Below are 25,353 nucleotides of genomic sequence, written 5' to 3'. Positions count from 1 at the left end.
TGCGCCCTCTACTCAAACACGTCAGAAATACCAGCGTTACGGTTCACGATGCATGTAAACACTGCGAGGCCGATAGCGGTCGAGGCTACCGTGGAACCGTAAATCAGCACATTCGCAGGCAATGCGACGGTCAATGGCAGGATCAAAGCCTCATCGGTAAAGTAGACCGCCAGCCCAGCCGCAAAGCCCAATGTCGGCAGCAGCAAAGCCAATGCTATCGGCCAAACGTGCTCCTCCGTCGCGCGCCAGCTATTGCCCAGCGCATCTGAAGTTTTTTCATTGCTAATCAATGCAAAGCCATAGGCAGCAGACCAGCGGATCGAGAGATACAGGCCGGGTAAAATCAAGAGCAATACCCCGAGCATAGTAGCAAGCCCGATAACTATACTCATGCCGAAATATGTACCGAACCCAGCTTGGCGGCCCAACGGCGCCAGCTTCGCCATGTCGATCAGCTTTATGATCAGAAGATATCCTGTCACCACCCCAACAACCGACAGCCCAAAATCACCGCCAATATCTTCGGCAGATGCATTGACATCAACTGCCGTGCCGAGTGCAGTCATCAGTAAAAAGTAGGCGAGCACAACCCACCACCCAGCAACTAAAATACGCTTGGCTTCATCCAGAATTTGGGCCGTTCGCTGCCCTACAGTGTCATCCAACGTCATGGCCTCACCTATTCAAACACCGCACCGATTTCACGCTCATCATTCTGCACGAGGTAGTAGACCGCGACACCAAGAGCATAAAAAACCGCGCTGCTGAATGCGTTGATCAGCGCGGAGGTAGCCATAACCCCTTGGTTCAAGCCCGTTGCGCCTATCACACCGAGCATCGTGCCGCTGATCACGGAAAAGCCAATAAACAACACCAGCCCAACAAAGAAGATCGGCCAGCTTTTGCCTCGGGTCGCATCCCAGCTATCACCCAAAGATTCTATAACTCCGCGCTTTCCGCCGATCAGAAAGCCGGACGATGCAGACCATCGTACCAATAAGATCAGCCCGGGGATCACCAACAGCAGAAATCCGATCATCATCCCTAGGATCGACAGTATCATCATACCAACATAGGCCCAGATGCGGGTGTCAGTGTCGATCAATCGACCACGCGATTCCAGCAATTTGGAAAGCAAGAAATATGCTGCGACGATCGAGACTATCCCGACACCCAACGAAAACAAACCACCTGCCAGGCCGGCGTCAAAGCTTGCCATTGCGCCAAGGCTAGTCTGGAAACCGCTACCGGTAGATGCGGGCGCGGTCAGACCAAGAAAGAGACCCGCCGCATTCAACCCGCCAACAAGAAGAACATAGATCGCGACAAAACGCAGATTGTCAGACACCAGCGCCACCGTCTCGCCCATAAAACCTGCAAAGTCTGCGTCTCTTTTCATTCGATTGCCCTTTTTGATTGTCTCAGCGCCTGGCTGCAATTCCTGCGACATTCAGCCTACTAAACTCACCTTGCCAGCCGCATGGCGTGTGATCTGCCCTGCAATTTCCATTTCCAGCAGCGCCAATTGCACAGCGGCGGCGCTGCTTTGTGACTGGCGGATCAATTCGTCCACCGCCACTGGCGCAGTCGTCAGCAAACTGGCGATGTCCGCCGGCTCTGCATCGGCCAGTTCCTCATCAGCGCAATAGTCCGGCGCTGCCTGTTCCTTGAATGAGGATAGCGGCACGCCATCAAAACCTGACAGCAGCTCGACAATGTCGTCCACAGACTGAACCAACACGCCGCCTTCACGGATGAGAGTGTTACATCCCTGTGATCGGGCATCCAGCGGGCTTCCAGGTATCGCCATCACTTCCCGGCCAGCCTCCCCTGCCAATCGAGCCGTAATCAATGACCCGGATTTTGGAGCGGCCTCCACTACCAGAGTGCCCGCTGCGATCCCCGCAATAATGCGGTTGCGGCTGGGGAAGTGGCTACCGCGCGGTTCCGTTCCGGGGGGTTGTTCTGCCAGCAGCAAGCCTTCCTGCGCGATTTGTTCCTGCAATTCTGCGTGCTGCGGGGGATAGGCGATTTCGATACCGCTGGCGATCACCCCAATCGTGCTTGGCAATGATCCTTGATGCGCCGCGCCATCAATACCGCGCGCCAAGCCCGAAACGACTGTGAACCCCGCATCGGCCAACCCAGCCGCAAATTCGCGTGACAGTTTTACTGCAGCGGCTGAGGCATTGCGCGCGCCGACGATCGCTACGCAGGGCTTTGCGGCCAGCGCCAAGTCACCGCGCCATGTCATAATCGGCGGCGCGCCGACCATCTGCTTCAATAAAGGCGGATAGTCAGCGGAATCGTGGAACACATATTTCGCCCCCGCCTGCCTTGTGGCGGCAACCTCGCGGTCAATCCGATCCGTCTTTGCAGGTGTGTAGGTGCGCCCGCCGCGCTTCCCCAGATCTGGCAACGCTTCTAACGCTGCGGCGGCTGTTCCAAACCGGCTGATGAGCTGGGCGTATGTAACGGGCCCGATATTGGGCGAACGGAGCAATCTGATCCGCGCGTAAGCTTCCTCTTGCGACAAATGCAGAGGGTTTGCGCTCATGCCTTGCTGCCGATCTTGGGCTCTTCACCGCGCATCAGACGGCCGATATTCGCTCTGTGCTGAATAAGTACGATCGCTGCCACTGCAATGAGCGGTATCACCACTGCCGGGTACCCCATAACCCACCCCACAACTGGCGCGGCAACAACAGTGGTCATTGATGACACGGATGAAATACGGCTGATCGCCAAGGTCGCCGCCCAAATGGCCGCGCAGACCAACATCACCGGCCACGCCAGCGCCAGCAATATCCCAGCGGCAGTGGCAAACCCCTTGCCGCCTTTGAATTTGAGCCAAGGGGTAAAACAATGCCCCGTCACGGCAGCCACAGCAGCGATTCCCTGTGTGCCAGGCCAGAAATGGGCTGCGACCAGAACCGGCACCACGCCTTTAGCGGCATCGAGCAGTACAGTGGCCGCTGCCAAGCCTTTATTGCCGGTTCGCAGAACATTGGTAGCACCGATACTACCCGATCCAATATCGCGAACATCACCCAGCCCCGCCGCGCGCGTCAGCAGCAATCCGAACGGAACCGACCCCAACACAAAACCAAGCAGTGCAGACAATATAATGGTGGAATCCATAAGAGTTACGCCTTCAATTGCTGCCCATTACTGGCACACCCTAACGCATTCGCTTGCAAATCGTCACTGGAAAAATAAGGAGAATATTCGAGAACGGGGGAAAGCAAGCGCGTGGTTGAAATTGAAGGCAATAACACCGCGACAAACGGGCCAATCCTGATTTTTGATTCCGGCGTTGGCGGCCTGACTGTTCTGGCCGAAACACGCAAAGCCTTACCTGATGCCTCCATAATCTTTGCTGCCGATCAGGCCGGGCTGCCTTACGGTACCAAGACGGAGGCCGAAATTGCTGCGCGTGTTGCAGGCCTGCTTGGCCGGATGAGCGAACGCTATCACCCAAGCCTGATCTGCATCGCTTGCAACACTGCTTCCACCATCGCGCTAGATATGGTTCGTGACGCTTTGGAAGTGCCAATTGTTGGAACAGTCCCCGCGATCAAGCCCGCAGCCGCTCTTACCAAAACCGGCACCATTGGCCTTCTCGGCACGCAAGCCACCATCCGCCAGTCTTATGTGGACCGTTTGGAAGCGCAATTTGCGCGCGGCAAGACATTGCTCCGTCACGCGGCCCCTGAACTGGTTGCCCCTGCAGAAGCCAAAATGCGCGGGAAGCCGGTTGATCAAGCCGCGATCCAAAGCGCAGTGGACGGACTTCTCAGCCAAGCCGGAGGCGATGCGATCGATACGGTTGTTCTGGCGTGCACGCATTTCCCGCTGCTGACCGATGAGCTATCAAACGCATTCGGGCCAGAGGTAACGTTCATTGATGGTGCCGCCGGCATCGCTCGCAGGATCGGCAGTCTGGTGGATGGGAATTCTACCGGTTCAGTCAGATCTTTAAGAGCTGTAACAACCGGCGATATTGACGAATTTCGCCAAGTATCCAGCGTGCTTTCGTCCTATGGAATCGATCATATTGATCAGTTTTAATCGCGAACCGTTCGCAAAGATCGGGGTAGCTTTGGAACGATTCTCGGCCTAGATCAGCACGCAAGGACAGCCGGAAAAACACGGCGAAAAACGCAGGTTAGCGATGAATTACAATCAAGTGTTCGACCAAGCAATCGACCGTCTCCATTCAGAGGGGCGATACCGGGTCTTCATCGATATTCTGCGCAATAAGGGCCAGTTCCCCAACGCACGCTGCTTCCATGGCCATAATGGCCCCAAGCCGATCACTGTCTGGTGTTCCAACGATTATCTGACAATGGGCCAACATCCAAAGGTCATTTCCGCAATGGAAGACGCTTTGCATGATGTTGGTGCTGGTTCTGGCGGCACTCGTAACATTGGCGGCAACACGCATTATCATGTCGAGCTTGAGCATGAATTGGCGGAACTGCACGGCAAAGAAGGCGCGCTGCTGTTTACCAGCGGCTATGTCTCCAACGATGCAACCCTATCGACCATTGCGAAATTGCTCCCCGGCTGCGTGATTTTCTCTGATGAGCTGAACCACGCCAGCATGATCGCGGGTATTCGCAATTCAGGCTGCCCGAAACAAGTGTTCCGTCACAATGATCTGGACCATTTGGAAGAGCTGCTGGCGGCTGAGGATCCCGAAACACCGAAATTGATCGCGTTTGAAAGCGTCTATTCCATGGATGGGGACGTTGCGCCAATCCATGCGATTTGCGATCTGGCAGAGAAGTACAACGCCCTCACCTATATCGACGAAGTGCACGCAGTTGGGATGTATGGCGAACATGGCGGCGGCATATCGGAACGTGATGAAGCCGCAGGCCGGATCGACATTATCGAAGGCACACTCGGCAAAGCTTTCGGCGTAATGGGCGGCTATATCGCGGCTGATCAGAAGATCATCGACTGCATCCGGTCCTACGCTCCTGGCTTTATTTTCACCACGTCGCTCAGCCCTGCACTGGTTGCAGGCGTATTGGCCGCGGTGAAGCATTTGAAGAATTCCAGCGAGGAACGCGACGCCCAACAAGCGAATGCTGCATCGCTAAAACAGAAGATGGCCGACGCCAGCCTGCCTGTCATGCAGAGCGAGACACACATCGTGCCGCTGATGGTTGGCGATCCTGTGCGGGCGAAGAAGATCAGCGATATCTTGCTGGCCGAATATGGCGCTTATGTGCAGCCGATCAACTTCCCGACGGTGCCGCGCGGAACAGAGCGTCTGCGCTTCACTCCCGGCCCCGCCCACACGGAAGAAATGATGAACGATCTGGTCGGCGCATTGGTGGAAATTTGGGACCGACTCGATCTGGAATTGGCGGAAGCGGCGTAATCCAACCCGCTGGCCGTAACGTCCTTTGCAGCCTCTCATCAATGCGCTAGCCTCCCCCATAAGTTTTGGGAGGAACAACACGTGGCAACTACGTTTGATCGCGCATCGCTGAATACCGGCTCGCTCAATATCCGGCCGATAACACCTGCCGTCGGTGCCGAAATTCTCGATATCGACCTGGCTGCCGCCAATATTGCAGAGCGCGTGCCCGAAATACGCGCGGCCTTGCTGAAACACGGCGTCATCTTTTTTCGCGATCAAACGCTTAGCCAGCAGCAACATATCGAATTCGCCAAAAATTTCGGAGAGCTGGAAGTCCATCCGGCCACGCCCAAGGATCAGGCGCACCCTCAAATATTGCGGATCGCGCACGGGCCCAAAAGCCGGGGTCAGGAAAATTACTGGCATTCTGATGTGACATGGCGGGAAAAGCCCTCGCTCGGTTCGATCCTGCTCGCCCATGAAGTTCCCGAATGCGGCGGCGATACCTGCTTTGCCAATATGCACCTCGCCTATGAGCGGCTGTCAGAACAGATGAAGCGCATGTGCGAAGGGCTGACCGCAGTCCATGATATCGCCCGTGTATTCGCTGGCCGGTTGGATAAGGCCCCCGCTGATCTTCACGAGAAATTTCCGCCGCAAAGACATCCGGTGATCCGCACTCACCCGGAAACGGGCGAGCGGGTAATTTACGTCAACACCGCATTCACCTCCCATATCGAGGGACTAAGCGCGGAGGAAAGCCGCTGGTTGCTTGCCCACCTTTACAAAACGGCGATGGATACAGAAATCCAATGCCGGTTCCGGTGGGCCAAAGGCAGCATCGCCTTTTGGGATAACCGGGTGACTCAGCATCTCGCCGTGTCCGATTACTTCCCCGCTCGCCGAATTATGGAACGCGTTACTATCGCTGGCCAGAAACCCTATTTCCAAGCCTAAGGAACACCAACACACATGAATTATGATGAAGTCGTCCTCGGCCGCCGTTCTATCCGCGGCTATCTCGATAAAGCTGTTCCGCAAGACCTGATTGAAGACGTGCTGAAACTGGCCATGCGCTCGCCGTCATCCATGAATACCCAGCCCTACCACTTCCATGTGATCACCGGCGAACCACTCGACCGCATCCGCAAGGGCAACACCGAGAATATTCTGGCCGGTAAGCCTGACAGCCGCGAATTCCGCATGGGTGAACCCTTTGCCGGCGTTCACCGCGAACGGCAGGTCGGATGCGCGATCCAACTGTTTGAAGCGATGGGCATCGAACGCGATGACAAAGAAAAACGGCAAGACTGGGTGCTGCGCGGCTTCCGCCAGTTCGATGCGCCGGTGTGCGTTATCGTGACCTATGACAAGGAACTATCGGGCAGCGATGACACCGCCTTCGATTGCGGCGCAGTCACCACAGCTCTCGTCAACGCCGCATGGTCCCGCGGGCTTGGCTGCGTGATCAATTCCCAAGGCATCATGCAAAGCCCCGTCGTCCGCGAACACGCCGGGATTCCAGACGATCAAGTGATTATGAAAGCGGTCGCGATGGGCTGGCCGGATGAAGACTTCCCCGCAAACCCTGTGAAGATTACGCGGCGTACGGTGGACGAAGCGGCACGGTTTGTTGGGTTTTGATTGAATAAGAAGTCAAAGAGACTAGAAAATTGGAATATAGTATTCTATCTTCAATTACTTATTCGGTTTGGTGGGTTAGCTTTTATGGACGAGAAGATAAGTTTTGTTTTCGATGGAAAAATAGCGTCCGAACATCAAATGGATTTTTATGAAGCTGCTAGGTTTCAATATTCTGCATCTCGGCTTCTGGTAAAGCTAGAGAATTTTCGGAAGACCGGCGAATTCCCGAAGAAGATATCTTACAAGAATGCACCAGAGATTCGCATTCTTCCCGCTCGACCGGGCAGTTTTGGCCTCGACATAATTGCGCCAGCGATAGCCATGGGAACTCCCCTATTGCTCGAAGTGCCAATCGGGGCATTATTTTCATACGTTATTGACCGAATTTTTAGGCCTGGAGATGATGAGGCCATCCGCGAAGCATTAGCTACCAACCGCGAGCTAGTGGAAGTGTTTGATCGGACAATCGCTGGGAAAGACGACACTATTGATCGTACATTAAACTTACTACAGGATCGCATTGAGAAAGCCGACCAACTTAACGATAAGATCGCTGCGCTCTACGAACGGCTGATCGCGGATCAAAATAGGCGCGAACAATTACAAGAGTTTAGGCCTGAATTTCGGAAAATTGGTGAAGGGCAGAATGCTGATTTGATTACTATGTCCGCTCCCCTTCTAAAAGAGATGAACGTTCCGCTGCGCCGAAGCGCGAGATCAGTAACAGTGCGTACCACTCAAAATGATCGCCCTCGTGATATCCTTCGAGCGAGCAAAGAAATGGCCGATGCTGTCGACTTGGCCGTTGTTGATCGGCATATTTCAACGATTGATATCAATATCGTCCAATTCAACAAAAACAATGGCTGGGGTAAATTTGAGAATAGAGAATGGAAAGGAACCCCTTCATTTCAAATTCCGGGTGACATGATCGATGACATGAAACAGACCGTGCTTGTCGCTATGAATAAAGACTTAGTTGAAGTTGATTGCTATTTCGTCAGAAGCCCCGCCGGAGTTCCACAGAGAATTATTGTATTTGATGTCAATAGCATAGACGAATATTAGCCTACCGCAAACTCACCACATTGTCGCTTTCGCGCGCGTCGATCCGGTCGCCCCGATAAAGGCTGGCCATCGGTTCATTGGCGACATTCACTTGTTCGGCATCGCCGAAGCCATTGAAGCCGGTTTTCATCGCTGAGCCATAGGCGCCCAGCATTCCGACCTCTATATAGTCATCCGCCTTGATATCGCCGGGCAGCAAAAACGGGCCTTTCATAAAGTCGGCATCGTCGCAGGTCGGGCCGAAGAAACTGAATTCCTCTGGCGGATCGCGCAGATCGTCTTCCAGCGCCTCTACCGGGAAACGCCAGCCGACATGGGCTGCATCATAGAGCGCGCCGTAAGCCCCGTCATTGATATACAGTTCTTCGCCGCGGCGTTTTTCCACGCGCACGATCAGCGATGAATATTCCGCCGCCAGCGCCCTGCCCGGCTCGCACCACAGTTCCGCATTATACGCGATTGGCAATTCATAGAAATGACGATGGATGACGTCGAAATAATCTTCCAGCGGAGGCGGTTCCATATCCGGATAGATGCTGGGGAAGCCGCCGCCCACGTCAACCATATCGATTACCACACTGGCATCGGCAATCGCGGCACGCACACGTTCTAGCGCCTGCACATAGGCAAACGGTGTCATCGCTTGGCTACCGACGTGGAAACACACGCCCAGCCAATCGCAATGCTGGCGGGTGGTTCGCAAAAGCTCGCCCGCATCGGCCAGATCAATCCCGAATTTGGAGGCCAATGACAGTTCAGCGTATTCGCTCGACACACGCAGCCGTACCAGAAGGCGCAAATCCTGCGCTGCGGCGCCAGTATCATCGCGGCACGCCTCGACGATCTTTTCCAGCTCCTCAACCGTATCCAGTGTGAAGGTTTTGACCCCGTGCTCGTGATACGCCTCGCGGATCGCCCGCTTGGTCTTCACCGGATGCATAAAGCACAGCGTGGCCTCTGGCAGAGCATTGCGCGTCAGGCGCACTTCCGCAATCGAAGCCACATCATAATGAGTGATTCCGTTCGCCCACAGAATCTGTAGCAATTCGGGCGAGGGATTTGCCTTTACCGCATAGAGCGATTTGCCCGGAAACTTCTCGACAAAGAAGCGGGCTGCGCGCGCGGCTGCGTGCGGGCGGTTGAGGATGATTGGCTCGTCCGGCGACAGGTCGCGGATTACAGCAGTAGCATCGGGATAGATGTGCAACTCAAGGGACCCCCTGACGGTAGTGAATGTTCAAGGCTGCCTGGCGGTTGATCAATGTCCCCTAAGAGGTCGGATCGGCAGTGGAAATCGCCTATATATTTGACGAACCAAACTGCAAGCAAAATATGCAGCTGGCCCGCGCGCAAAAACCTGCGCTGCTTTTCCAATGCTTATGCAGAGTAATTGTTCCGGAAACGGGCCAATCCTTTTCTGGCGTTCTATACCAGAAAACCGGCCTTAGAATGCGATATTGGGAACTTGATCGACTGTGCCCTTCTCGCTTTCGTCCAGACGGTGAAAATCCGCAGTCTGGAAACCAAGCGCACCGGCAAATACGATCGCAGGGAAGCTTTCCCGCGATGTGTTGTAACGCGATACGGCAGCGTTCAGCGCACGGCGTGCAGCGGCCAGCTTATCTTCCACATCAGACAGTTCGCGTTGCAATTCCTGGAAATTGGCGCTTGCCTTCAGATCGGGATAGGCCTCTCCCAATGCCAGCAGCCGGTCCAGCGCAATTTTAAGCTGGGTCTCGTCGCCAGAACTCACTCCGCCCTGCGCTGCTGCGTTGCGGGCTGAGATGACGGAATCCAGCGTGTCTTTCTCGTGACTGGCATACCCCTTCACGGTTTCCACCAGATTGGGGATCAAATCATGCCGCTGGCGCAATTGGGCATCAATATCCGCAACACCTTGATTGACGTTCTGCCGCATCGCCACCAGCCGGTTGTAAATCCCGACCACGACAACTGCCAGAAGCACCACCAGCCCCAGAACAATAAAAATCGCAATCATCGTTTACTCCCCTTTTCCATATTCGCTAATACTATAACATCAAATTGGTTAAGCAATCAGGCCCAACATCGGTAACGCAATGTCGGAATATCCCAGCGCAGAACGGCTCATGGCGGGGCCATTGGGGCAATGGCTCCAATCGCAAGTTGCCATTCGCGATACAGCGCGGGAAAAATCGAACAGCCGGGCGTGGACTGTCGCGATAATCGGCCTGCCGCTATTTGCCTTTGTGTTCATTTTGGCACCATTCCAGTTTGAACTCCTCGCTTTTCTGGGCTTCGCTGCGGCAACCGGCGGTTGGTATTGGTCGCAGGGCCCGAAGCGTGACGCCATCAAACAAGTTAAAACCGGCATTAACGAGGCAATCGCCGATGCTTTGGGCTTGATCTACAAACACGATGTGGATGGCAGTTCCGGCTTTGACTTGGCCAAGCGCTTTGACATGCTGCCCGGCTATGACCGCGCCAGTTTTGAAGATTCTTGGAGCGGGAATTACTCAGGCCATGCGTTCACTCTGCACGAAGCGCATCTGGAAGAACAACGCGGATCGGGCAAAAACAAGCGGTGGGTCACGGTGTTTCAGGGGTCCATAATCCGGATCGGCTTTGCCCGTAAATTTTACGGTACCACCCTCGTCTCCCGCGCTGGAACGCATCGCAAGATGCTTGGGTTTGGCGGACGGAAAGATCACGTCAGTTTCGATGGAACACGGCTTGATCTGGTGGATATGGTCCATCCCGATTTTGAAGGTACTTTTGATGTCTATTCAACCGATCAGGTGGAAGCGCGCTATATCGTCCATCCGCTCTATATCGAGCACCTGATCGCCATCGAAAAAATCTTCAGCGGCGAAGATATTTGCAGCCTGTTCCACGGCGGTGAACTGGTCATTACCCTGAATTGCGGGAATATGTTTGAAAGCGGATCGATCGACGCCAGCGATGATCACCGCAAGGTCGCGCTTACAATTGACCAATTCGCGCGGCTCGCCGATTTGGCGCAGAGCCTCCAACAACAGGCACGCTAAACTGGATCACTTTAACTTAAGCGGTTGCGGAAGTCCTCATATCCAAAGCTCTTGATCTGCTCCAACTGATCGCTCGCGCTCTCCCACAGCCAGATGGACGGCAATTGAACCCCGTTAAAAGTGTTGGTCTTGACCATCGAGTAATGTGCCTGATCCAGAAACGCGATTTTCTGACCGGCTTCACACGGAACCGGCAGCTGATAATCGCCAATGACATCACCCGCGAGGCAGGACGGGCCGCCCAAACGCACCGGATCACCAGTGCCGTCCTCGTCTTCACCGAGCATCGCGGGGCGATATGGAGCCTCAATCACATCGGGCATATGGCAGGTTGCCGAAATATCGGTGATTGCAAGCGGCATCCCGTTCCAATGCGTGTCGAGGATAGTGCCGGTCAGGATACCCGCATCCAAGGCGATCGCTTCACCCGGCTCCATATAGATTTCCGCGCCGGTTTCTTCCTTTATCTCGATGAGAAACTCGACCAGCGCGTCGCGGTCATAATCGGCGCGGGTGATGTGATGGCCGCCGCCCAGATTGATCCACTTAAAGTGCCCGAAATAGGGTTCGATATGTTGCTTAACCGCTTCCCAAGTGTCGAGCAGCGGTTCCAGTCCTTGTTCGCACAGATTGTGAAAATGCAGCCCGTCAAGTGGCTCAATATGTTCGTCATCCAGTTGATCGATGGGAAAGCCCAAGCGGGAAAACGGGGCGGACGGATCGTATTTCTCAACCTCGCCAACTGCGTGCATCGGATTAATCCGCAGGCCCACATCAAATCCCCCGCCGGTGCTGCGCGCTTGTTCCATCACCAGCGCGGCGCGTTCCATCTGCCCAGGCGTATTGAAGATCACATGGTCGGATAGCCGGCACACTTCCAGCAATTCATCCGGCTTGAACGCGGCGCAATAGGTGGAGATTTCACCGTCATAAAATTCTCCCGCAAGCCGCGATTCCCATAGGCCGGAGGAGCACACACCATCCAGATAATCGCCCATGATCGGCGCGACCGACCACATCGAAAATGCCTTAAGCGCGCCCAGCATCTTGATGTCCGCCGCGTCACGGATCTCTGCCAGAATTTGCAAGTTCGCCCGCAATTTGGACGCGTCGATAACAAATGCAGGGCTATCCACACGGTTCAAATCGAATTGGGCAAATGCGCCCGGATCGCCTGCTTTGGTTTCCATTGTTAGAGCTTTCTGAACATCACAAGAGCATCGACGTTACCCTGACTGGGGCTTTCAAATACTTCCGGTAGCCGCCCTACAACGGCAAAGCCAAGGCTTTCCCAAAGGTGCACCGCTCCGGTGTTGGTCGACACAACAAAATTGAACTGCATTGCCTGAAAACCAAGGCGTTTGGCCTCAGTCAAGGAATGCTCGCACATCTGACGGGCTAATCCCTGCCCGCGCCCGGCGGCTGCCACCATATATCCGCAATTACAGACATGACGGCCGCCGCCCGCGTGATTGGCTTTGAGGTAATATGTCCCCTGAACCACGCCGCCAGCTTCAATGACAAAGCAATGATGCCCATCCATCCAATAGGTCAATGCATCGCTGCGTGAGATGTCACGATCGATGGCGTAGGTTTCGCCTTCACGAAAAACCGGTTCCAGGATCGACCAGATCGCGCTGCGGTCACTCTCGGTCGCCGGACGGATCAAAACCCAACCGGCCCGTCCATTTCAACGACATTCCAAGGCAAACCATGCGCATTCAGCATTTCCATCAACGGGTCAGGGTCCATTTGCTCCATGTTGAACACGCCCCCTTCTCCATTGGCACCGGCCCAAGTACCTCCGAGCATCAGCGCGCTGCCGATCATCGCGGGGACACCAGTAGTGTAGCTGACGCCTTGATTGCCGGTTTCTTCGTAAGCCGCCTCGTGGCTGCAGATATTGTTGATGTAGTACGTCTTCTCGCCTGATCCATCCATCGCTTCGCCCGTCGCAATTACGCCGATATTGGTGTTGCCGGTGGTTGTCTCCCCCAGCGTTTCTGGCTTGGGCAATACTGCCGCCAGGAATTGCAGCGGGATGATCTCCTTGCCCTGATATTTGATCGGATCAATGCCGGTCATGCCGACATTTTGCAGCACGGTAAGATGCTTGATGTATTCATCACCAAAGGTCATCCAGAACCGCCCGCGTTCCAGCTCGGGGATGAATTTGGAGAGGCTTTCCAGCTCCTCGTGATACATCATATACATATTTTTGGGGCCAACCGCCTCGAAATCAAACTCTACCTTCTTGCTGAGCGCAGGCGTTTCTACGAACGCGCCGTTTTCCCAATGCCTAGCGGGTGCCGTGACTTCGCGAATGTTGATCTCTGGATTGAAGTTGGTCGCAAAGGCTTGGCCGTGATCGCCGCCATTGCAATCGAGAATATCCAGAGTGCGGATGGTTTTGAGTTTGTGCTTGCGCAGCCACATTGTGAACACACTGGTCACGCCGGGATCAAATCCTGACCCGAGCAGCGCCATAATGCCCGCCTCTTTAAACCGGTCATGATAGGCCCATTGCCAGTGATATTCGAACTTGGCTTCATCCTTGGGTTCGTAATTGGCAGTATCGAGATAGTGGACACCGGCCTCAAGGCACGCATCCATAATCGGCAGATCCTGATACGGAAGCGCCAGATTCACCACCAAGCTCGGCTGAATTTTGTTGATCAAATTGACCATTGCCGGAACTTCTTCGGCATCGATCTCATACGTCGCAACATCCTGTCCGCTGCGCTGTTTGACCGAAGCGGCAATCGCATCGCATTTGCTCTTGGTCCGGCTGGCCAAATGGATGCTGGAGAATATGTCCGCGTTAAATGCCATTTTATGGACGCATACGGAACTGACGCCGCCTGCGCCGATGACGAGTACTGTGGACATAGCAATTCCCTTTAAAACTTCGATTCTTAATCGCGCTCTGTAATCCAATGCTTCACTTGCGTAAAACGATCCTGCCAAATCGGTTGATCATTTCCTAACCGGCAAAAAACAGGCATGACGGCCGTATGATAGCGCCCGACCTTCAACGCTCTGCATGTGACCAAAGCGCCGCTGCCAGGTCCACATATTTTGCCTTTGGACAGTGTCCCATGTGTCCCTTTGGTTCAGGAAAAAACTATGCAAACTGAACGCGAACCAACACAAGAAGGCGTGCATAAAGCCGCAAACAAGATCGCAGCAATCTTGCCGGCAACACCGCTATTGCCTGTCCGCATCAATGGTATTTCGTGCCGGGTCAAAGCTGAAAACCTTCAGCAGATTGGCGCCTTCAAAATCAGGGGCGGTTGGCACCGGTTAAGCGACCTTGATGTTGAACAACGCAAACGCGGTGTTGTCGCGGTTAGCAGCGGTAACCACGCCCAAGGCGTGGCATGGGCAGCCCGCAGGCTGGGCATCGCCGCAACCATAGTGATGCCGCGCAATGCACCGCAAGTGAAGCTCGATGCCACCAAGGCGCTGGGTGCGAATGTGGTTCTTTACAACCGCCCCGGGGAGGACCGCGACGTAGTGGCTGCAAAAATCATTGCTGAGACGGATGCCGTCTTGGTTCATGCTTTTGCTGATCCGTGGGTAATCGAAGGGCAAGGCAGCGCCGGCATCGAAATTACCGAGCAGTTGGGGCAAGAGCCCACTCGCATAATTGCCTGTTGCGGCGGCGGCGGACTGGCAGCGGGATTGTCACTTGCCTGTCCGGCGGCAGAGATTGTTCCGGTCGAACCGGTGGGATGGGATATGGTTGGCCAGGCCTTGGCCGCGGGTAAGATCGTCCAAGCCGGTGATGATGCCCCCGAAACCATTTGCGACGCTTTACAGCCAACGGCGACCGCGCCGATCAATTTGGCCGTGTTGCAAGGCAGATCAAATCCGGGCGTGTCGGTTACGGATGAGGAAGTGCGGATCGCTCAACGCTTCGCCTTTTCACATCTGCAAATGGTGGTGGAGCCCGGCGGCGCGGCTGCGCTTGCAGCGGCTTTGGCTGGCAAGGTTAGCGTGGACGAGCGCACCGTTATCATGATCACCGGCGGCAATGCCGATCCCCAGAGCTTTGCCCAAACAATTGCCCCAAACTGCTGATATTTGCACACATGGTACAGCCAGTTTCAATTGACAATTCACCGCCTTGGAAGCACCTATCGGCGTATAAAGATAAGGGGGAATTCTAATGCAGGCTCAAATGTTGGCACCGGCTGCGGTGCTGGTCCTATGGTCGCTAGTCATGTTGTTTTGGATGGCGGGCACACGCTTGCCAGCCATCGCCAAAGGCGGCTCTAAGCTGAAAATCAACAAGCCAGGCGGACGCGGTGCCGATTTGGAAGGTGTGATTGACGACAAGATCAATTGGAAGTCGCACAACCACACGCATCTGATGGAACAGCCGACAATATTCTATCCGACTGTCATCATACTCGCGATCATGGGCGCAGGACCATGGGACATCACTCTCGCATGGATTTACGTTGCCCTGCGCATAGTCCATTCCATTTGGCAGGCGACAGTGAACAAGGTGAATGTCCGATTCCTGATTTTCCTAATGGCGTCTCTTGCGCTAGTCGCCCTCGCCATTCGCGCCATTATGGCAACCGTCTTCCATAATCCCGGAGTTCTCTGATGCTTGAAGCTGCAATTTTCCAACCTGTCATCATTCTGATGGCATGGACGATGGTGATGTGGGCATGGATGTATGCCACCCGCATTCCGGCGATGAACAGAGCGCCAGGGATAGAAGACCCGGCCAAACTGGTCGGTTCCACGCCCGCAAGTTTGCGCGCCCAACTACCCGAAAACGTCAGTTGGAAAGCCGATAATTACAACCACCTGCATGAAGCCCCTACCCTGTTTTATGCAGTGGCTATTATCTTGGCCCTTGTCGGCCAAGGTGATGGCATGAACGCATTGCTGGCGTGGATCTATGTCGGCTTACGCATTGCGCACTCATTGGTGCAGGCAACAGCGAATAGAGTTATGGTGCGCTTCGTACTGTTTGCCCTGTCGAGCCTGGTCCTGATCGCGTTGATTTTCCACGCGTCCATTGCGGTGTTCGACATTCACTTCTAATCGAAAAGCCGCCGCTCCTGAACAATTTTGGAGCGGCGGTTTCTTCTTATTATTCAGCGGCTTCAGCTTCAGCCTTCGCAAAGTCTAACGTGGCCAGGAACCGCTCGGCATCCAGCGCCGCCATACACCCTGTACCCGCCGCCGTTACAGCCTGACGATAGGTGTGATCCATCACATCACCGCATGCAAACACACCGGGAATTTCCGTTTTCGGGGTGCCCGCTTCAACCAGCAAATACCCGCCATCGTCCATCGGCAGTTTATCCGTAAACAGCTCTGTCGCCGGAGCATGGCCAATAGCCACAAATGCCCCGTCAGCTTGGATTGTTGACGTTTCACCGGTGACGGTATCGGTCAGTTCCAAATGATCCAGCGCACCATTTTCACCCGCGACAAAGGATGACACTGTCTTGTTCCACAACGGCGTAATCTTGTCAGACGCAAACAGCCGTTCTTGCAGAATCTTCTCCGACCGCAATTCATCGCGGCGGTGGATCAGAGTTACATCGTCGGAGTGATTGGTGAGATACAACGCTTCTTCAACCGCTGTATTACCGCCGCCAATAACAACGACTTTTTTACCGCGATAGAAGAACCCATCACATGTCGCACAAGCCGAAACGCCCTTACCGCCAAGCTCTTGCTCACCAGGTACGCCCAGCCACTTCGCCTGTGCGCCAGTGGCGATCACCAGCGTGTCGCCAATATATTCGTCACCGCTGTCACCGATCGCGCGGAAGGGGGAACCGTTCGCCAAATCGACTTCGACAATCGTATCCCACATCATGCGCGTGCCGACATGCTCTGCCTGCGCTTGCATTTCTTCCATCAACCATGGTCCTTGAACCACATCGCGGTAGCCGGGGTAATTCTCGACATCGGTCGTAATGGTCAATTGCCCGCCAGGCTGAAGCCCTTGAACCACGATTGGCTCCAGCATGGCGCGGGCACCATAAATCGCCGCCGAATAGCCGGCAGGGCCCGAACCGATAATGAGCATTTTTGTATGATGAGTAGCCATAGTGTTTCCAGAACCGTCAAAAGTAAGCCACCGCTCTACAGCGGCAAGGCAAAAGCGCGCAAACGCTTATCCACACTGAAATGGGTTCTGGGGACAGTTAGACAAGCCGCCCTATCACAAGAAACGCTACTCGGCCGGGCAGGTAAACTCCATGCCATGGCCTGTAACTTTTATGGTTCCAGCGGTCACACAGTACCGTTGCCGCTCTCGTCAGCCAATCATTTCCGCCACGCGATCAATCGTCAAAACTCGGCTACAACTAAACCAGCAAATGACGACGCAGCGCTTCTTGACGTGCATGATCGACATCCAGCACGTCAGCCAGAAACGCATCGATTGTACCGTGTTCGGCTATCACCGCAGCGCGGGATGCTTCAAGATACCGCGCGTCCACGCCCATCAAAACACGGATTGTGGCCTCGTCAATATCGCCATATTTGGACCGGATCGCCTTTGCGCCGGCCGCCACCCGGGCATCCATATCGCCTGCCGTATTCGTCAGCAGATAGTCTTCCATCGCGTCGTCGGGGTGGACACCCAAAATATGGTGGAGCAAATCGACCGCCATTCCCGTGCGGTCCTTACCCGCTAGACAATGGACCACACTGGCACCGTCGCCCTCTGCCAATGCCGCGAAATAGCGTTTGAATATCCAAATCAGATTTTCGCGGCCGGGCAATTGGGAATATAAACGCTCCATCGCCGTATGCGCCGCATTTACGTCAATTGCATCCTTCGCCGCTTCAACGTGAGGTGCCAAGCCAGCCGTTTCGCCATCGAAGAAATGCACTTCAGCCATGAACGCATCGCTTCGCCGGCAAGGATTGGCGCGCCTTTCGCTATTGCCGCGCAGATCAATCACATGACGCAAGTCCAGAGCGTCAATCACGGCAAGATCTGCATTCGTTGCTTTACCATGCTCGCCCGAACGAAACAGGAGGCCGGTTTTTACCTGTCCTCCGCCTTGTACAGTATATCCACCATAGTCCCGGAAATTATGAACCCCGCTGAGAGGCAAAACGCGATCAATTGTCATTGCATCGCAGTGCCAGCCTTAGACACCAATCACAAGTCCGCAGCGAATGCCTGCCGCTGGCTAGTTAATTGTCGCCTCGAACGTAAATGCCGCGCTGGTTCCGCCAATTACGGCAGTGTTGGTATAATCCAACACTCCGGCAGAGAAGCTTGCCCCTGCCGGGTCCGCTTCATCGGCACCGGTCGCATCATCATCTTCAACGGTGGATGATGAGGCACAACCGGGGCCAGACCGAATAGTGCCGGGCAAAAATGTAATGTCGCCGGGCAACGTGTCGCTTGCGCTGATATTTTCGGCTGCTGAGGTTCCCGTGTTGGACAACAAAATACAGTATCTCAATCTCGCGCCCGGCATGGCTTTAGGATTGGTGGTGCCGTTCACTGGATCCTCCAAAATAACGCTGCTTTTCAGAACCGTAAGATAAGCCTCCGCAGAACAAATGGTTACGCCGCCGCTCATCTGGATGGCCTGTCCGTCAGGGTTGGCTGGGGCAAGACTGTGATTTCCATACTCGATGAAAATTGTATCCACTGGATTGTTAAAGGTAATTGTAACGTTGCCATCAGGATCTGCCGGGTCAGAGGCAGCATCCCCAAACGCTTCATTTCCAATGACGTAGTTAGCAGTACCGTTCGTCAGGACGGGTATCACCGTTACCCCGTTATGCGTGCCATAAACACGCAGTCGATCCGCAAAATCATTGGCCGCATAATCAACGTCAAAGACAACAAATTGCGCCCCATCGACTGCCGTCCCCAATGAAATCGTGGTGGTCGCAAATTGCGTGTCATTGGCAAAGTCGATCGCCTTAGAAAGCGAAGTGGTGCCCTGCGCAGCGTTCGTCAAAACCGGGTGCTGGCCACCCAAGGACGGGATGTCCATGAAACCTTCCGGACTGCTTATCGACCAGTTGAACGCGCCCACACCCGTAAGAGTGTAGTTGTTTGCCGAGGTGCCCTGAGGCCATGTTCTGCCTGCCCAATCAAACGATGAAAAACCGTTGGGGCAAACGAGCACAGGCGGCGTTCCTGCCACCCGTGTTCCGCCGACCGTGAAACTAGCAGTGTCGTAGTCATCCTCACCATTGCTGCCATTGTTCGGGGTAGAGTCGCTATCCACCTCCGATGATGCAGTCACTTCTGCTTCGTTGGTAATTATTGCGCCGGCCGTGGCTGTAACAGATGCGTTTATTATGAGCGCTGCGGAACTGCCCGGCGCCAAAGCCCCCACGTTCCACACCCCTGTTAGCGGGTCATAAATCCCGGGGCCGGAATGGCTGACATAGTTCACGCCGGGCGGCAGAATATCGACAACTTCTATCCCGGTTGCAGTATTGGGAGAGGCGGCATCGTTAGAAACGGTCAGAGTGTAGAATATCGCGTTTCCAACCAACGGCGCCGGATTGCTGACCGTTTTGGTCAACGACAGATCCGCAAAGTTTGCCGGGGCGGCCGTCAGATATAGCTCAGCATGCCTGAATACGCCGTTGTCGGCGCTGGGAAACAAATCACAGATTTGCATCGTCCATATCCCGAATGCCGCTTCCCCGTTAAATGCTGAGAGCGGAGAATTTGGAACAAAGTTATTGGCGAATGGAGGCGGCGCAGCTGTGGAGTGCGCTGCTGTTAGGGGGTCCGTATTGACCACTTGAGTGCCGCTATCGTTGAGACGGACGTTGAAGTTATCGCCATTGGTGTTGTTGACTTCGCCATTGACCAGCTGAACCGATGTACCAGTCGGTGACACGAGCGTAACTTGGATGTCGCCGCGCCAAGTGTGCGTGGCGAAAACACCTAAATCAACATCGGAAACAGTAAACGCAGTTGTGACATTAAAGGTGCGCTGCAAAGGCGCAGCACAGGTGGTGCTGCCGTTGATATCGCCATCCGTGCTATTCACATATGTCTGCGCGCTCACCCTTGAGGTGAACGTCAAAAAGATAGCAAAAAGCAATAAGCAGCTCGCCCGCCATGATAGGGCGGCTAAGCGCTTCAAAAGCGTCGTCCTCATGGCAAATGCGTATAAATACCTATAGTTAACGGGCTGTTTAGTTACCCGGCAAAATGTGCCGGGAGACCGTTATTTACCCAGGCCCAAGAAGCCGAATGTATCGGCATCAAACTTGATCCGGGCCGATGCGTACAATCCCCTATCGGTGTTGCGTGCAGCGGAGAAATCATCATCGCGGAACCCTTCGATGTTATAACCCACGGTCAGCAATGTTCCATCAGCAGGGACAAAACCGATATTGGGCCCGACAGAGAAGCTTGTGACGTTATCGGTTAAGTTCGCCCGAACTGTACCAGACGCCCCGATTTCGAAACGATCACCGATACCGATGCGCGCATCCAGTCCGGCAAGAGCGGTAAAGCCAGCTACGTCGAAGCCTTCAAACTGATCGAAATTATAGCGCGCACCCACAAATACACCCAGCTCGCTGCGACGTGTCTGGTTTTCATATCCTTCCAGGCCATCGACTTCAGTGTAACCGCGAGGCGACCAGTTGGTCGACAGGCTACCGATGAGGCGGCGGGATTGGGCGTCACCGGTTACGGTCAGAGCTGACTGGCCGGTCGGGCCGGTTTGACCAGCCACGGCGCCGCGCACGGTATCAGCGCGATATTCAATCTTACCAAGCATCGCGATTGATGATGCGTCGGGACGATGGGCAAAGGCTAAGGCGCTTTCGAACACTTCGGTCTTGGCAGTGCCAACGCCCTCTGCCTGGGTCCATGTGAACCCAGAACCGACCACACTGCCCTCGCCCAACTGGCGGATTGCACCGAAGGTAAAGCCCTTGCGATCTTCGCTTTCGCCGTCACGATATTCAGCACGAGCCGTCGCGCTCCAACGGTCCAGGCGATAGGCTGCGCCCAGCGTTACCGCAGTAAAGTCTTCAAATAATTGACCGTTCTGACCGATTTGGCCACCGCTTGCCGAAGGCTGAGCAGTATTGAGAACATCGCCCACAGGATCGCTTCCCAGCGTACGGTTAGCGTCCAATGTTGCATCCAATGTCAGCTTGGAGTTCACTTGCAGAGTTTGGGCCAAGCCAAATGCTGCAAAGCTGCGATTGCCTGCCTCTTTGATGTCTTGCTGACCCAAAGTTGTCGTGATTTGACCACCCTGCCAAGGGGACACTTCGATACCGGCACGCGCAGTCCGTGCATCGATGTTCTGACCCTTTGCGATTTCATACAGACCGACCAAGCGAACACCCGATGCAATGGCATAACGAGCGCCGACACGGTGCGTTTCCGGTAGATCAACCGATTCAGCACTGTCCAAAGCGATGCTGCTGGCAACACTCAGTTCCAGCTTGTTGTTGAACAGACGCTGCGTGGCGCCGGCATCAAGTACAGTCGACTTGTTACGGCTTCCGTCTGAAAGACGGTCATTAAAGTGCGAGATACCCAACTGAAAGTCCGTGCTTTCGGTGCGGTATTGGCCTTGCAACTGCACTGCATTGCGGCGGCTGCTATCAATCAGGCTATCGTCACGCCATGCGCTTGTCACAATCGCAGCTTTATCATTGAAGGCATACCGAGCGTCAAAGCCGATTTTCCGGCGACCGCGCTCAGCGCCATTTTGCTGGCCGACACCAAAGTCTGCTTGGAGCGAGCGGACGTAAGCAAGGAAATCTACGTTGCCGGAGCGGTGCTCGGCTTCGACGATCCAACCAGAGGCAGTCTTTCCAGCGCTACGGCTCATGGCGATTTCGCCGCGCAGCTCGGTTTGCGCGCCCATTTTAGCGCGGATATCCAGCGCACCGATATTGGTCCGTGCATCGTCACCCTTATCCGTGATACCAGTCGCGCCAATGCGAACACTGCCTGATTGTGAAGTCCATGCGGCCCGCACACCTGCATTCAATTCACCACCAGCAAGCTCATCAACCTCGTAATCAATCACGATGAATTGCGGGTTGAGATCAAAATCACGGCTCAAAACCGGCTCACTGAATGTGATCGTACCTGACAGAAGGTCGATATCGTAATCGATAAAGCGTGTAAGCTCTTGGCGTGAAACGATGACTTCAGAACGGAAGCGATCACGCGTCTCAATGGCCACCCGCTCGCTATTGGCGATAATTGCACGGCTACTGAGCGCATATGGACCGGTCAAACCTGCGCCTTGAATTTCATCCCGGCGGAAGCGTGATGCCACTTCAGCGGCAAAACCTTGTGCTTGGATCTGACCGAAGCGCGCTTCTGCCTTCACACCTGTTGCAGTACGGTTGTACTGGGCTAAGCTGGTTTGATCGAACCCGGTCTGGAAATCACCATACATCGCATAGAATGTTGCTGTTTCGATCCGAACATAGAGTTTTTCGCGCGACGCAGCATCGAACCGGCGGCTCGAAGAATCTGCAAACACAGTGTAATATGCGTCCGGATCAAGTGCGCCCAAGACGCGCTGATCATCACGCTGCTTGGCGCTGTCATAGGCCAACGTGACAAGGTATTTCCCAAGTACACGACCCTTTGCATACAATGCGACGCGCGCATTATCGCCCAGATCGCTGTCGAAGCGACCCGCACGTTCCATATTGTCAGCAACCGTCTTCGCGCCAACAGAACCTTCGGCAAGGCCAATGACGGTCCATTCGATCTCGCCTGGTTCGATCCATGCTTCCAGTTCTTGCTGGCGAGTGACTTCACCGTCAGTCAGGTTGAAATCAAGCCGTACCGAACCGCTGACCATAGTAGGGGCAAGTTCGATCAGTGCGATCCCGTCAGACCCTTCAACTGTCCATCGCGCAGACGCGCTACCGCTGCCCGAAAGCTGGCGGATTTGCGATTGTTCAATCTGCGCTGCGCTTTGATACGGCGCGTTCAGGGTGAACTCGCCCGCGATACCGCCACGAACTGGACGATTATGGCGATCGAGCACACGAATTGCGATAACCGGGCGCGTAACCCCATCAGCAGTCAAAACCGATTGTTCTTCAAGCAATTCAATACGCGCTGGTACCGATGTAAAGAATACATCGCGCTCAAGCTCTTTGGACACTCCGCCAAAGGAATTCAGAATATTCGCAGCCAGAGCGGTTTTTTCACCGCGCAATGGGATCCCGCGCCATACGCTGACGGCATAATGACCATCGGAAGCATTCTGGATGCCAGCAAATGCAAGCGAGCTAACAGGTTCACCATCAACGAAGAGGTCGGCTTTCTGGCCTTTGCGATGCCGGATAGCGACGCGTACCGACGGCGCGCGTGGGTTGTGATCGACCTCCGGGAACAACCAGCCGTCAGGCCCATCACCCAGCGCGAGAAAATCAATATCGCCAATCTCTTCTGCCGCGTTTTCCGCTTCCGCTTCTTCTGCGGCTTTCTCTGCCTCACCAATTGCGCCCAAAACGCCTTCGGGAACAGTTGCGTGGAAGTCTGCCACGGCGAGCGAGCCACCCTGCCCGATTACGAACCGTGATGTGGCGCTGCCTGCACTGCGGCTTGAGCGTGTGCAATCGATGAACTCGCCGCCTTCTGGCAGGGTCATCGGTGCCACTTGGACAACGTGTGTACCCGGCACAACGCCTTCAAAGTGATACCGGCCGTCAACATCGGTGATGGCAAAACTGCCATCCTCAAGCATAACGCGAACACCCGGTATGCCGAGGCGCGGATCACGCACATCACACCGGCCCGCAGTAATGCGGCCAATAATCGTCATCCGGCTGGCGATAGTTTCTCGCTCGACATCAATCACGGCGCTGGCAACAGAGCTATTGCCGCGTGCATCAATTGCTTCTGCGCGGTTAAGCGCTTGGCCCGGTGGTGCGTCTGCGCGAACAACCATGGCATAGGTGACACGGGACTGTTCGCCCCCTGCCAGATCACCAAGGGCAATGCTCAATTGGCGACCATCGTCGGTAACAGTCACGGCATCAGCCGCTTCTTGTCCGTTCAACCGGATTGAATCTTGACGCAGACGGAGCCACGCAGACGGTGTATCCGTCAACACAACGTTGCGTTTCACCCGCGTTGGATCTTGGTTCTGCGCGGTGACAGTATAGAATACTACATCGCCTGGCTGGGCTGCAGTGCGCGAGGCGGTTTTCGTCAAGCCGACTTCCAGGCTCGGGCGGTCGACGGGAATATCGATTTCCACAGGCGTTGGATCAGCGAGTGGGAATGACGCGCCAAATGATGCATCGACGATCACAAATGATCCGCCACCTGGCCGGTCTAGCATCGCAAGAAATGCCGGCGTTGCAGTCGATGGCGCGGTATATGGTGCCGGCGGCTCTACCTGCAAACGATACGTACCCAGCGGCGCCAACGGGAACCAATATTCTCCTGGCGGCATAATCGTGACATTGCCCGCACCATCAGTGATAGGTTGCCCTGAAATAACCGATGAAGGCCAAGGTGTAACACCGTCTTCCGCAAACACCGTTGCCGGAAGGCCGGTAGCGACATTAATCAACGTCACCCGCGCGCCGGAAACGGCTTCGCCTGTATCGCTGTCAAAAACGATGCCAAATGGATCGACCAGAACGTTTACGTTGGCCGAAACAACCACAGAATCGCTGGCGCCACCGACAACCGCAATCGTAATGGTATCATCTGCAGACAAGCTGAGTTGACAATCGCCCGTGACCGGCTCTGGCGGAATGCCAACGGTCGGAATGCGGCCAACAAATATGCCGGTGTCCGGACCGGTTTCGAAGACAGTGACTTCTTCACGGTCGCCAGACGTAGTGGTAATAACTGTGCGTAATGTATCTGCAACAGACGGATCAACGTTGGCAGCAGGGACATTAACTTCAAAAATTACGTCCTGACCAACGCGAATTTCGCTGGTGGGGGATACACTCTGACTAATAGAAGCACTGTTTGAGCCACCCGCGGATGCAACAGACTGAACACCGCACAATGATGGCAAATACGTGACTGTCGAGCCCCCGCCACCATCTGTTCGCGGGGTGAAAGTGGTAATCGTGACGGGACTCCGCTCGACTTCCAGTTCGACCAGATTTGATAGTGATGAACCTGGGCCACTGGGGCCATCCCAGTCAGCACGCGCCGTGTTGGTAATGGTCTGCGCGTGCGCCACCCCTCCAAGCACGACGAAATGCAGCAGCACTACTAAGAGTGCCGCTGCAAAATCG

At 54.8% G+C, this 25,353-nt stretch carries 22 protein-coding genes; 9 read left to right on the top strand and 13 right to left on the bottom strand.

The genetic code is table 11. From position 1 onward, the window contains the following. Nucleotides 1-8: 8 nt before the first annotated feature. The 4 genes from HKD42_RS03560 to plsY are packed head-to-tail and all read right to left on the bottom strand — an operon-like array spanning nt 9 to nt 3,141. Nucleotides 9-671, bottom strand: a complete 663-nt coding sequence (locus HKD42_RS03560) for a hypothetical protein (protein ID WP_170010357.1) — start codon at nt 669-671, stop codon at nt 9-11. 8 nt (nt 672-679) lie between these two features. Continuing rightward, nucleotides 680-1,399, bottom strand: coding sequence for a hypothetical protein (locus HKD42_RS03555; protein ID WP_170010356.1), 720 nt, complete (start codon nt 1,397-1,399; stop codon nt 680-682). A 51-nt stretch (nt 1,400-1,450) separates the two neighbouring features. Beyond that, nucleotides 1,451-2,557: a DNA-processing protein DprA gene (dprA, locus tag HKD42_RS03550; protein ID WP_170010354.1), complete on the bottom strand. Its 1,107-nt coding sequence runs from the start codon at nt 2,555-2,557 to the stop codon at nt 1,451-1,453. Continuing rightward, nucleotides 2,554-3,141 carry a glycerol-3-phosphate 1-O-acyltransferase PlsY gene (plsY, locus tag HKD42_RS03545; protein WP_170010352.1) on the bottom strand — a complete coding sequence of 196 codons (588 nt, stop codon included), beginning with the start codon at nt 3,139-3,141 and terminating at the stop codon, nt 2,554-2,556. The genes dprA and plsY overlap by 4 nt, the downstream gene beginning before the upstream one ends. A 111-nt stretch (nt 3,142-3,252) precedes the next feature. Between plsY and murI the strand changes: the two genes are divergently transcribed. The 5 genes from murI to HKD42_RS03520 all read left to right on the top strand — a co-directional run bounded on the left by murI (nt 3,253) and on the right by HKD42_RS03520 (nt 8,089). Further along, a complete protein-coding gene (murI, locus tag HKD42_RS03540; RefSeq protein WP_170010350.1) occupies nt 3,253-4,071 on the top strand; it encodes a glutamate racemase in 819 nt (272 codons plus the stop codon). Between the two features lie 103 nt (nt 4,072-4,174). Then, nucleotides 4,175-5,395, top strand: coding sequence for a 5-aminolevulinate synthase (gene hemA / locus HKD42_RS03535; protein WP_170010348.1), 1,221 nt, complete (start codon nt 4,175-4,177; stop codon nt 5,393-5,395). An 81-nt stretch (nt 5,396-5,476) separates the two neighbouring features. Beyond that, nucleotides 5,477-6,334 carry a TauD/TfdA family dioxygenase gene (locus HKD42_RS03530; RefSeq protein WP_170010346.1) on the top strand — a complete coding sequence of 286 codons (858 nt, stop codon included), beginning with the start codon at nt 5,477-5,479 and terminating at the stop codon, nt 6,332-6,334. 15 nt (nt 6,335-6,349) lie between these two features. Beyond that, nucleotides 6,350-7,021 carry a nitroreductase gene (locus HKD42_RS03525; RefSeq protein ID WP_170010344.1) on the top strand — a complete coding sequence of 224 codons (672 nt, stop codon included), beginning with the start codon at nt 6,350-6,352 and terminating at the stop codon, nt 7,019-7,021. A gap of 84 nt (nt 7,022-7,105) precedes the next feature. After that, a complete protein-coding gene (locus tag HKD42_RS03520) occupies nt 7,106-8,089 on the top strand; it encodes a hypothetical protein (RefSeq protein WP_170010342.1) in 984 nt (327 codons plus the stop codon). Nucleotide 8,090: 1 nt separating this feature from the next. On the opposite strand, the gene HKD42_RS03515 is transcribed toward HKD42_RS03520, so the two are convergent. Further along, nucleotides 8,091-9,296, bottom strand: coding sequence for a type III PLP-dependent enzyme (locus HKD42_RS03515; RefSeq protein WP_170010340.1), 1,206 nt, complete (start codon nt 9,294-9,296; stop codon nt 8,091-8,093). Nucleotides 9,297-9,533: 237 nt separating this feature from the next. After that, nucleotides 9,534-10,088, bottom strand: a complete 555-nt coding sequence (locus tag HKD42_RS03510) for a LemA family protein (RefSeq protein WP_170010339.1) — start codon at nt 10,086-10,088, stop codon at nt 9,534-9,536. A gap of 79 nt (nt 10,089-10,167) precedes the next feature. On the opposite strand from HKD42_RS03510, the gene HKD42_RS03505 reads away from it, so the two are divergent. Then, entirely contained in the window at nt 10,168-11,115 is a 948-nt protein-coding gene (locus HKD42_RS03505; protein WP_170010337.1) for a DUF3137 domain-containing protein, read from the top strand. Between the two features lie 11 nt (nt 11,116-11,126). Here HKD42_RS03505 and HKD42_RS03500 read toward each other — a convergent pair whose 3' ends face one another. Genes HKD42_RS03500 through HKD42_RS03490 form a run of 3 tightly spaced genes read right to left on the bottom strand, consistent with a single transcriptional unit; the run spans nt 11,127 to nt 14,004 of the window. Further along, entirely contained in the window at nt 11,127-12,305 is a 1,179-nt protein-coding gene (locus HKD42_RS03500; RefSeq protein WP_170010335.1) for a carboxynorspermidine decarboxylase, read from the bottom strand. Between the two features lie 2 nt (nt 12,306-12,307). Continuing rightward, on the bottom strand, nt 12,308-12,784 hold the full coding sequence (locus tag HKD42_RS03495; RefSeq protein ID WP_170010333.1) for a GNAT family N-acetyltransferase: 477 nt from the start codon (nt 12,782-12,784) through the stop codon (nt 12,308-12,310). Next, nucleotides 12,781-14,004: a saccharopine dehydrogenase family protein gene (locus HKD42_RS03490; protein ID WP_170010331.1), complete on the bottom strand. Its 1,224-nt coding sequence runs from the start codon at nt 14,002-14,004 to the stop codon at nt 12,781-12,783. The genes HKD42_RS03495 and HKD42_RS03490 overlap by 4 nt, the downstream gene beginning before the upstream one ends. A gap of 237 nt (nt 14,005-14,241) precedes the next feature. Here HKD42_RS03490 and HKD42_RS03485 point away from each other — a divergent pair, with 237 nt between their 5' ends. The 3 genes from HKD42_RS03485 (at nt 14,242) to HKD42_RS03475 (ending at nt 16,179) form a co-directional block, all read left to right on the top strand. Further along, nucleotides 14,242-15,198 carry a threonine ammonia-lyase gene (locus tag HKD42_RS03485; RefSeq protein WP_170010329.1) on the top strand — a complete coding sequence of 319 codons (957 nt, stop codon included), beginning with the start codon at nt 14,242-14,244 and terminating at the stop codon, nt 15,196-15,198. Nucleotides 15,199-15,286: 88 nt separating this feature from the next. Next, complete coding sequence (locus HKD42_RS03480; protein WP_170010327.1) at nt 15,287-15,733, top strand: MAPEG family protein; 447 nt, start codon at nt 15,287-15,289, stop codon at nt 15,731-15,733. Further along, nucleotides 15,733-16,179 (top strand): MAPEG family protein, encoded by a 447-nt coding sequence (locus tag HKD42_RS03475; protein WP_170010325.1) that lies wholly within the window; start codon nt 15,733-15,735, stop codon nt 16,177-16,179. The genes HKD42_RS03480 and HKD42_RS03475 overlap by 1 nt, the downstream gene beginning before the upstream one ends. A gap of 49 nt (nt 16,180-16,228) precedes the next feature. Here the strand turns inward: HKD42_RS03475 and trxB are convergent, their stop codons facing one another. The 4 genes from trxB to HKD42_RS03455 all read right to left on the bottom strand — a co-directional run bounded on the left by trxB (nt 16,229) and on the right by HKD42_RS03455 (nt 25,328). Then, nucleotides 16,229-17,200, bottom strand: coding sequence for a thioredoxin-disulfide reductase (gene trxB, locus HKD42_RS03470; RefSeq protein ID WP_170010324.1), 972 nt, complete (start codon nt 17,198-17,200; stop codon nt 16,229-16,231). A gap of 259 nt (nt 17,201-17,459) precedes the next feature. Further along, nucleotides 17,460-18,236 (bottom strand): tyrosine-protein phosphatase, encoded by a 777-nt coding sequence (locus HKD42_RS03465; protein WP_170010322.1) that lies wholly within the window; start codon nt 18,234-18,236, stop codon nt 17,460-17,462. Between the two features lie 60 nt (nt 18,237-18,296). After that, entirely contained in the window at nt 18,297-20,135 is a 1,839-nt protein-coding gene (locus HKD42_RS03460) for a proprotein convertase P-domain-containing protein (protein WP_170010320.1), read from the bottom strand. 180 nt (nt 20,136-20,315) lie between these two features. After that, complete coding sequence (locus tag HKD42_RS03455; protein ID WP_170010318.1) at nt 20,316-25,328, bottom strand: DUF11 domain-containing protein; 5,013 nt, start codon at nt 25,326-25,328, stop codon at nt 20,316-20,318. Nucleotides 25,329-25,353: the final 25 nt, after the last annotated feature.

Origin of the sequence: Pontixanthobacter rizhaonensis, from assembly GCF_012972675.1 — a bacterium.
Classification (GTDB): domain Bacteria; phylum Pseudomonadota; class Alphaproteobacteria; order Sphingomonadales; family Sphingomonadaceae; genus Pontixanthobacter; species Pontixanthobacter rizhaonensis.
This window is presented reverse-complemented; position numbering and strand designations above follow the sequence as displayed.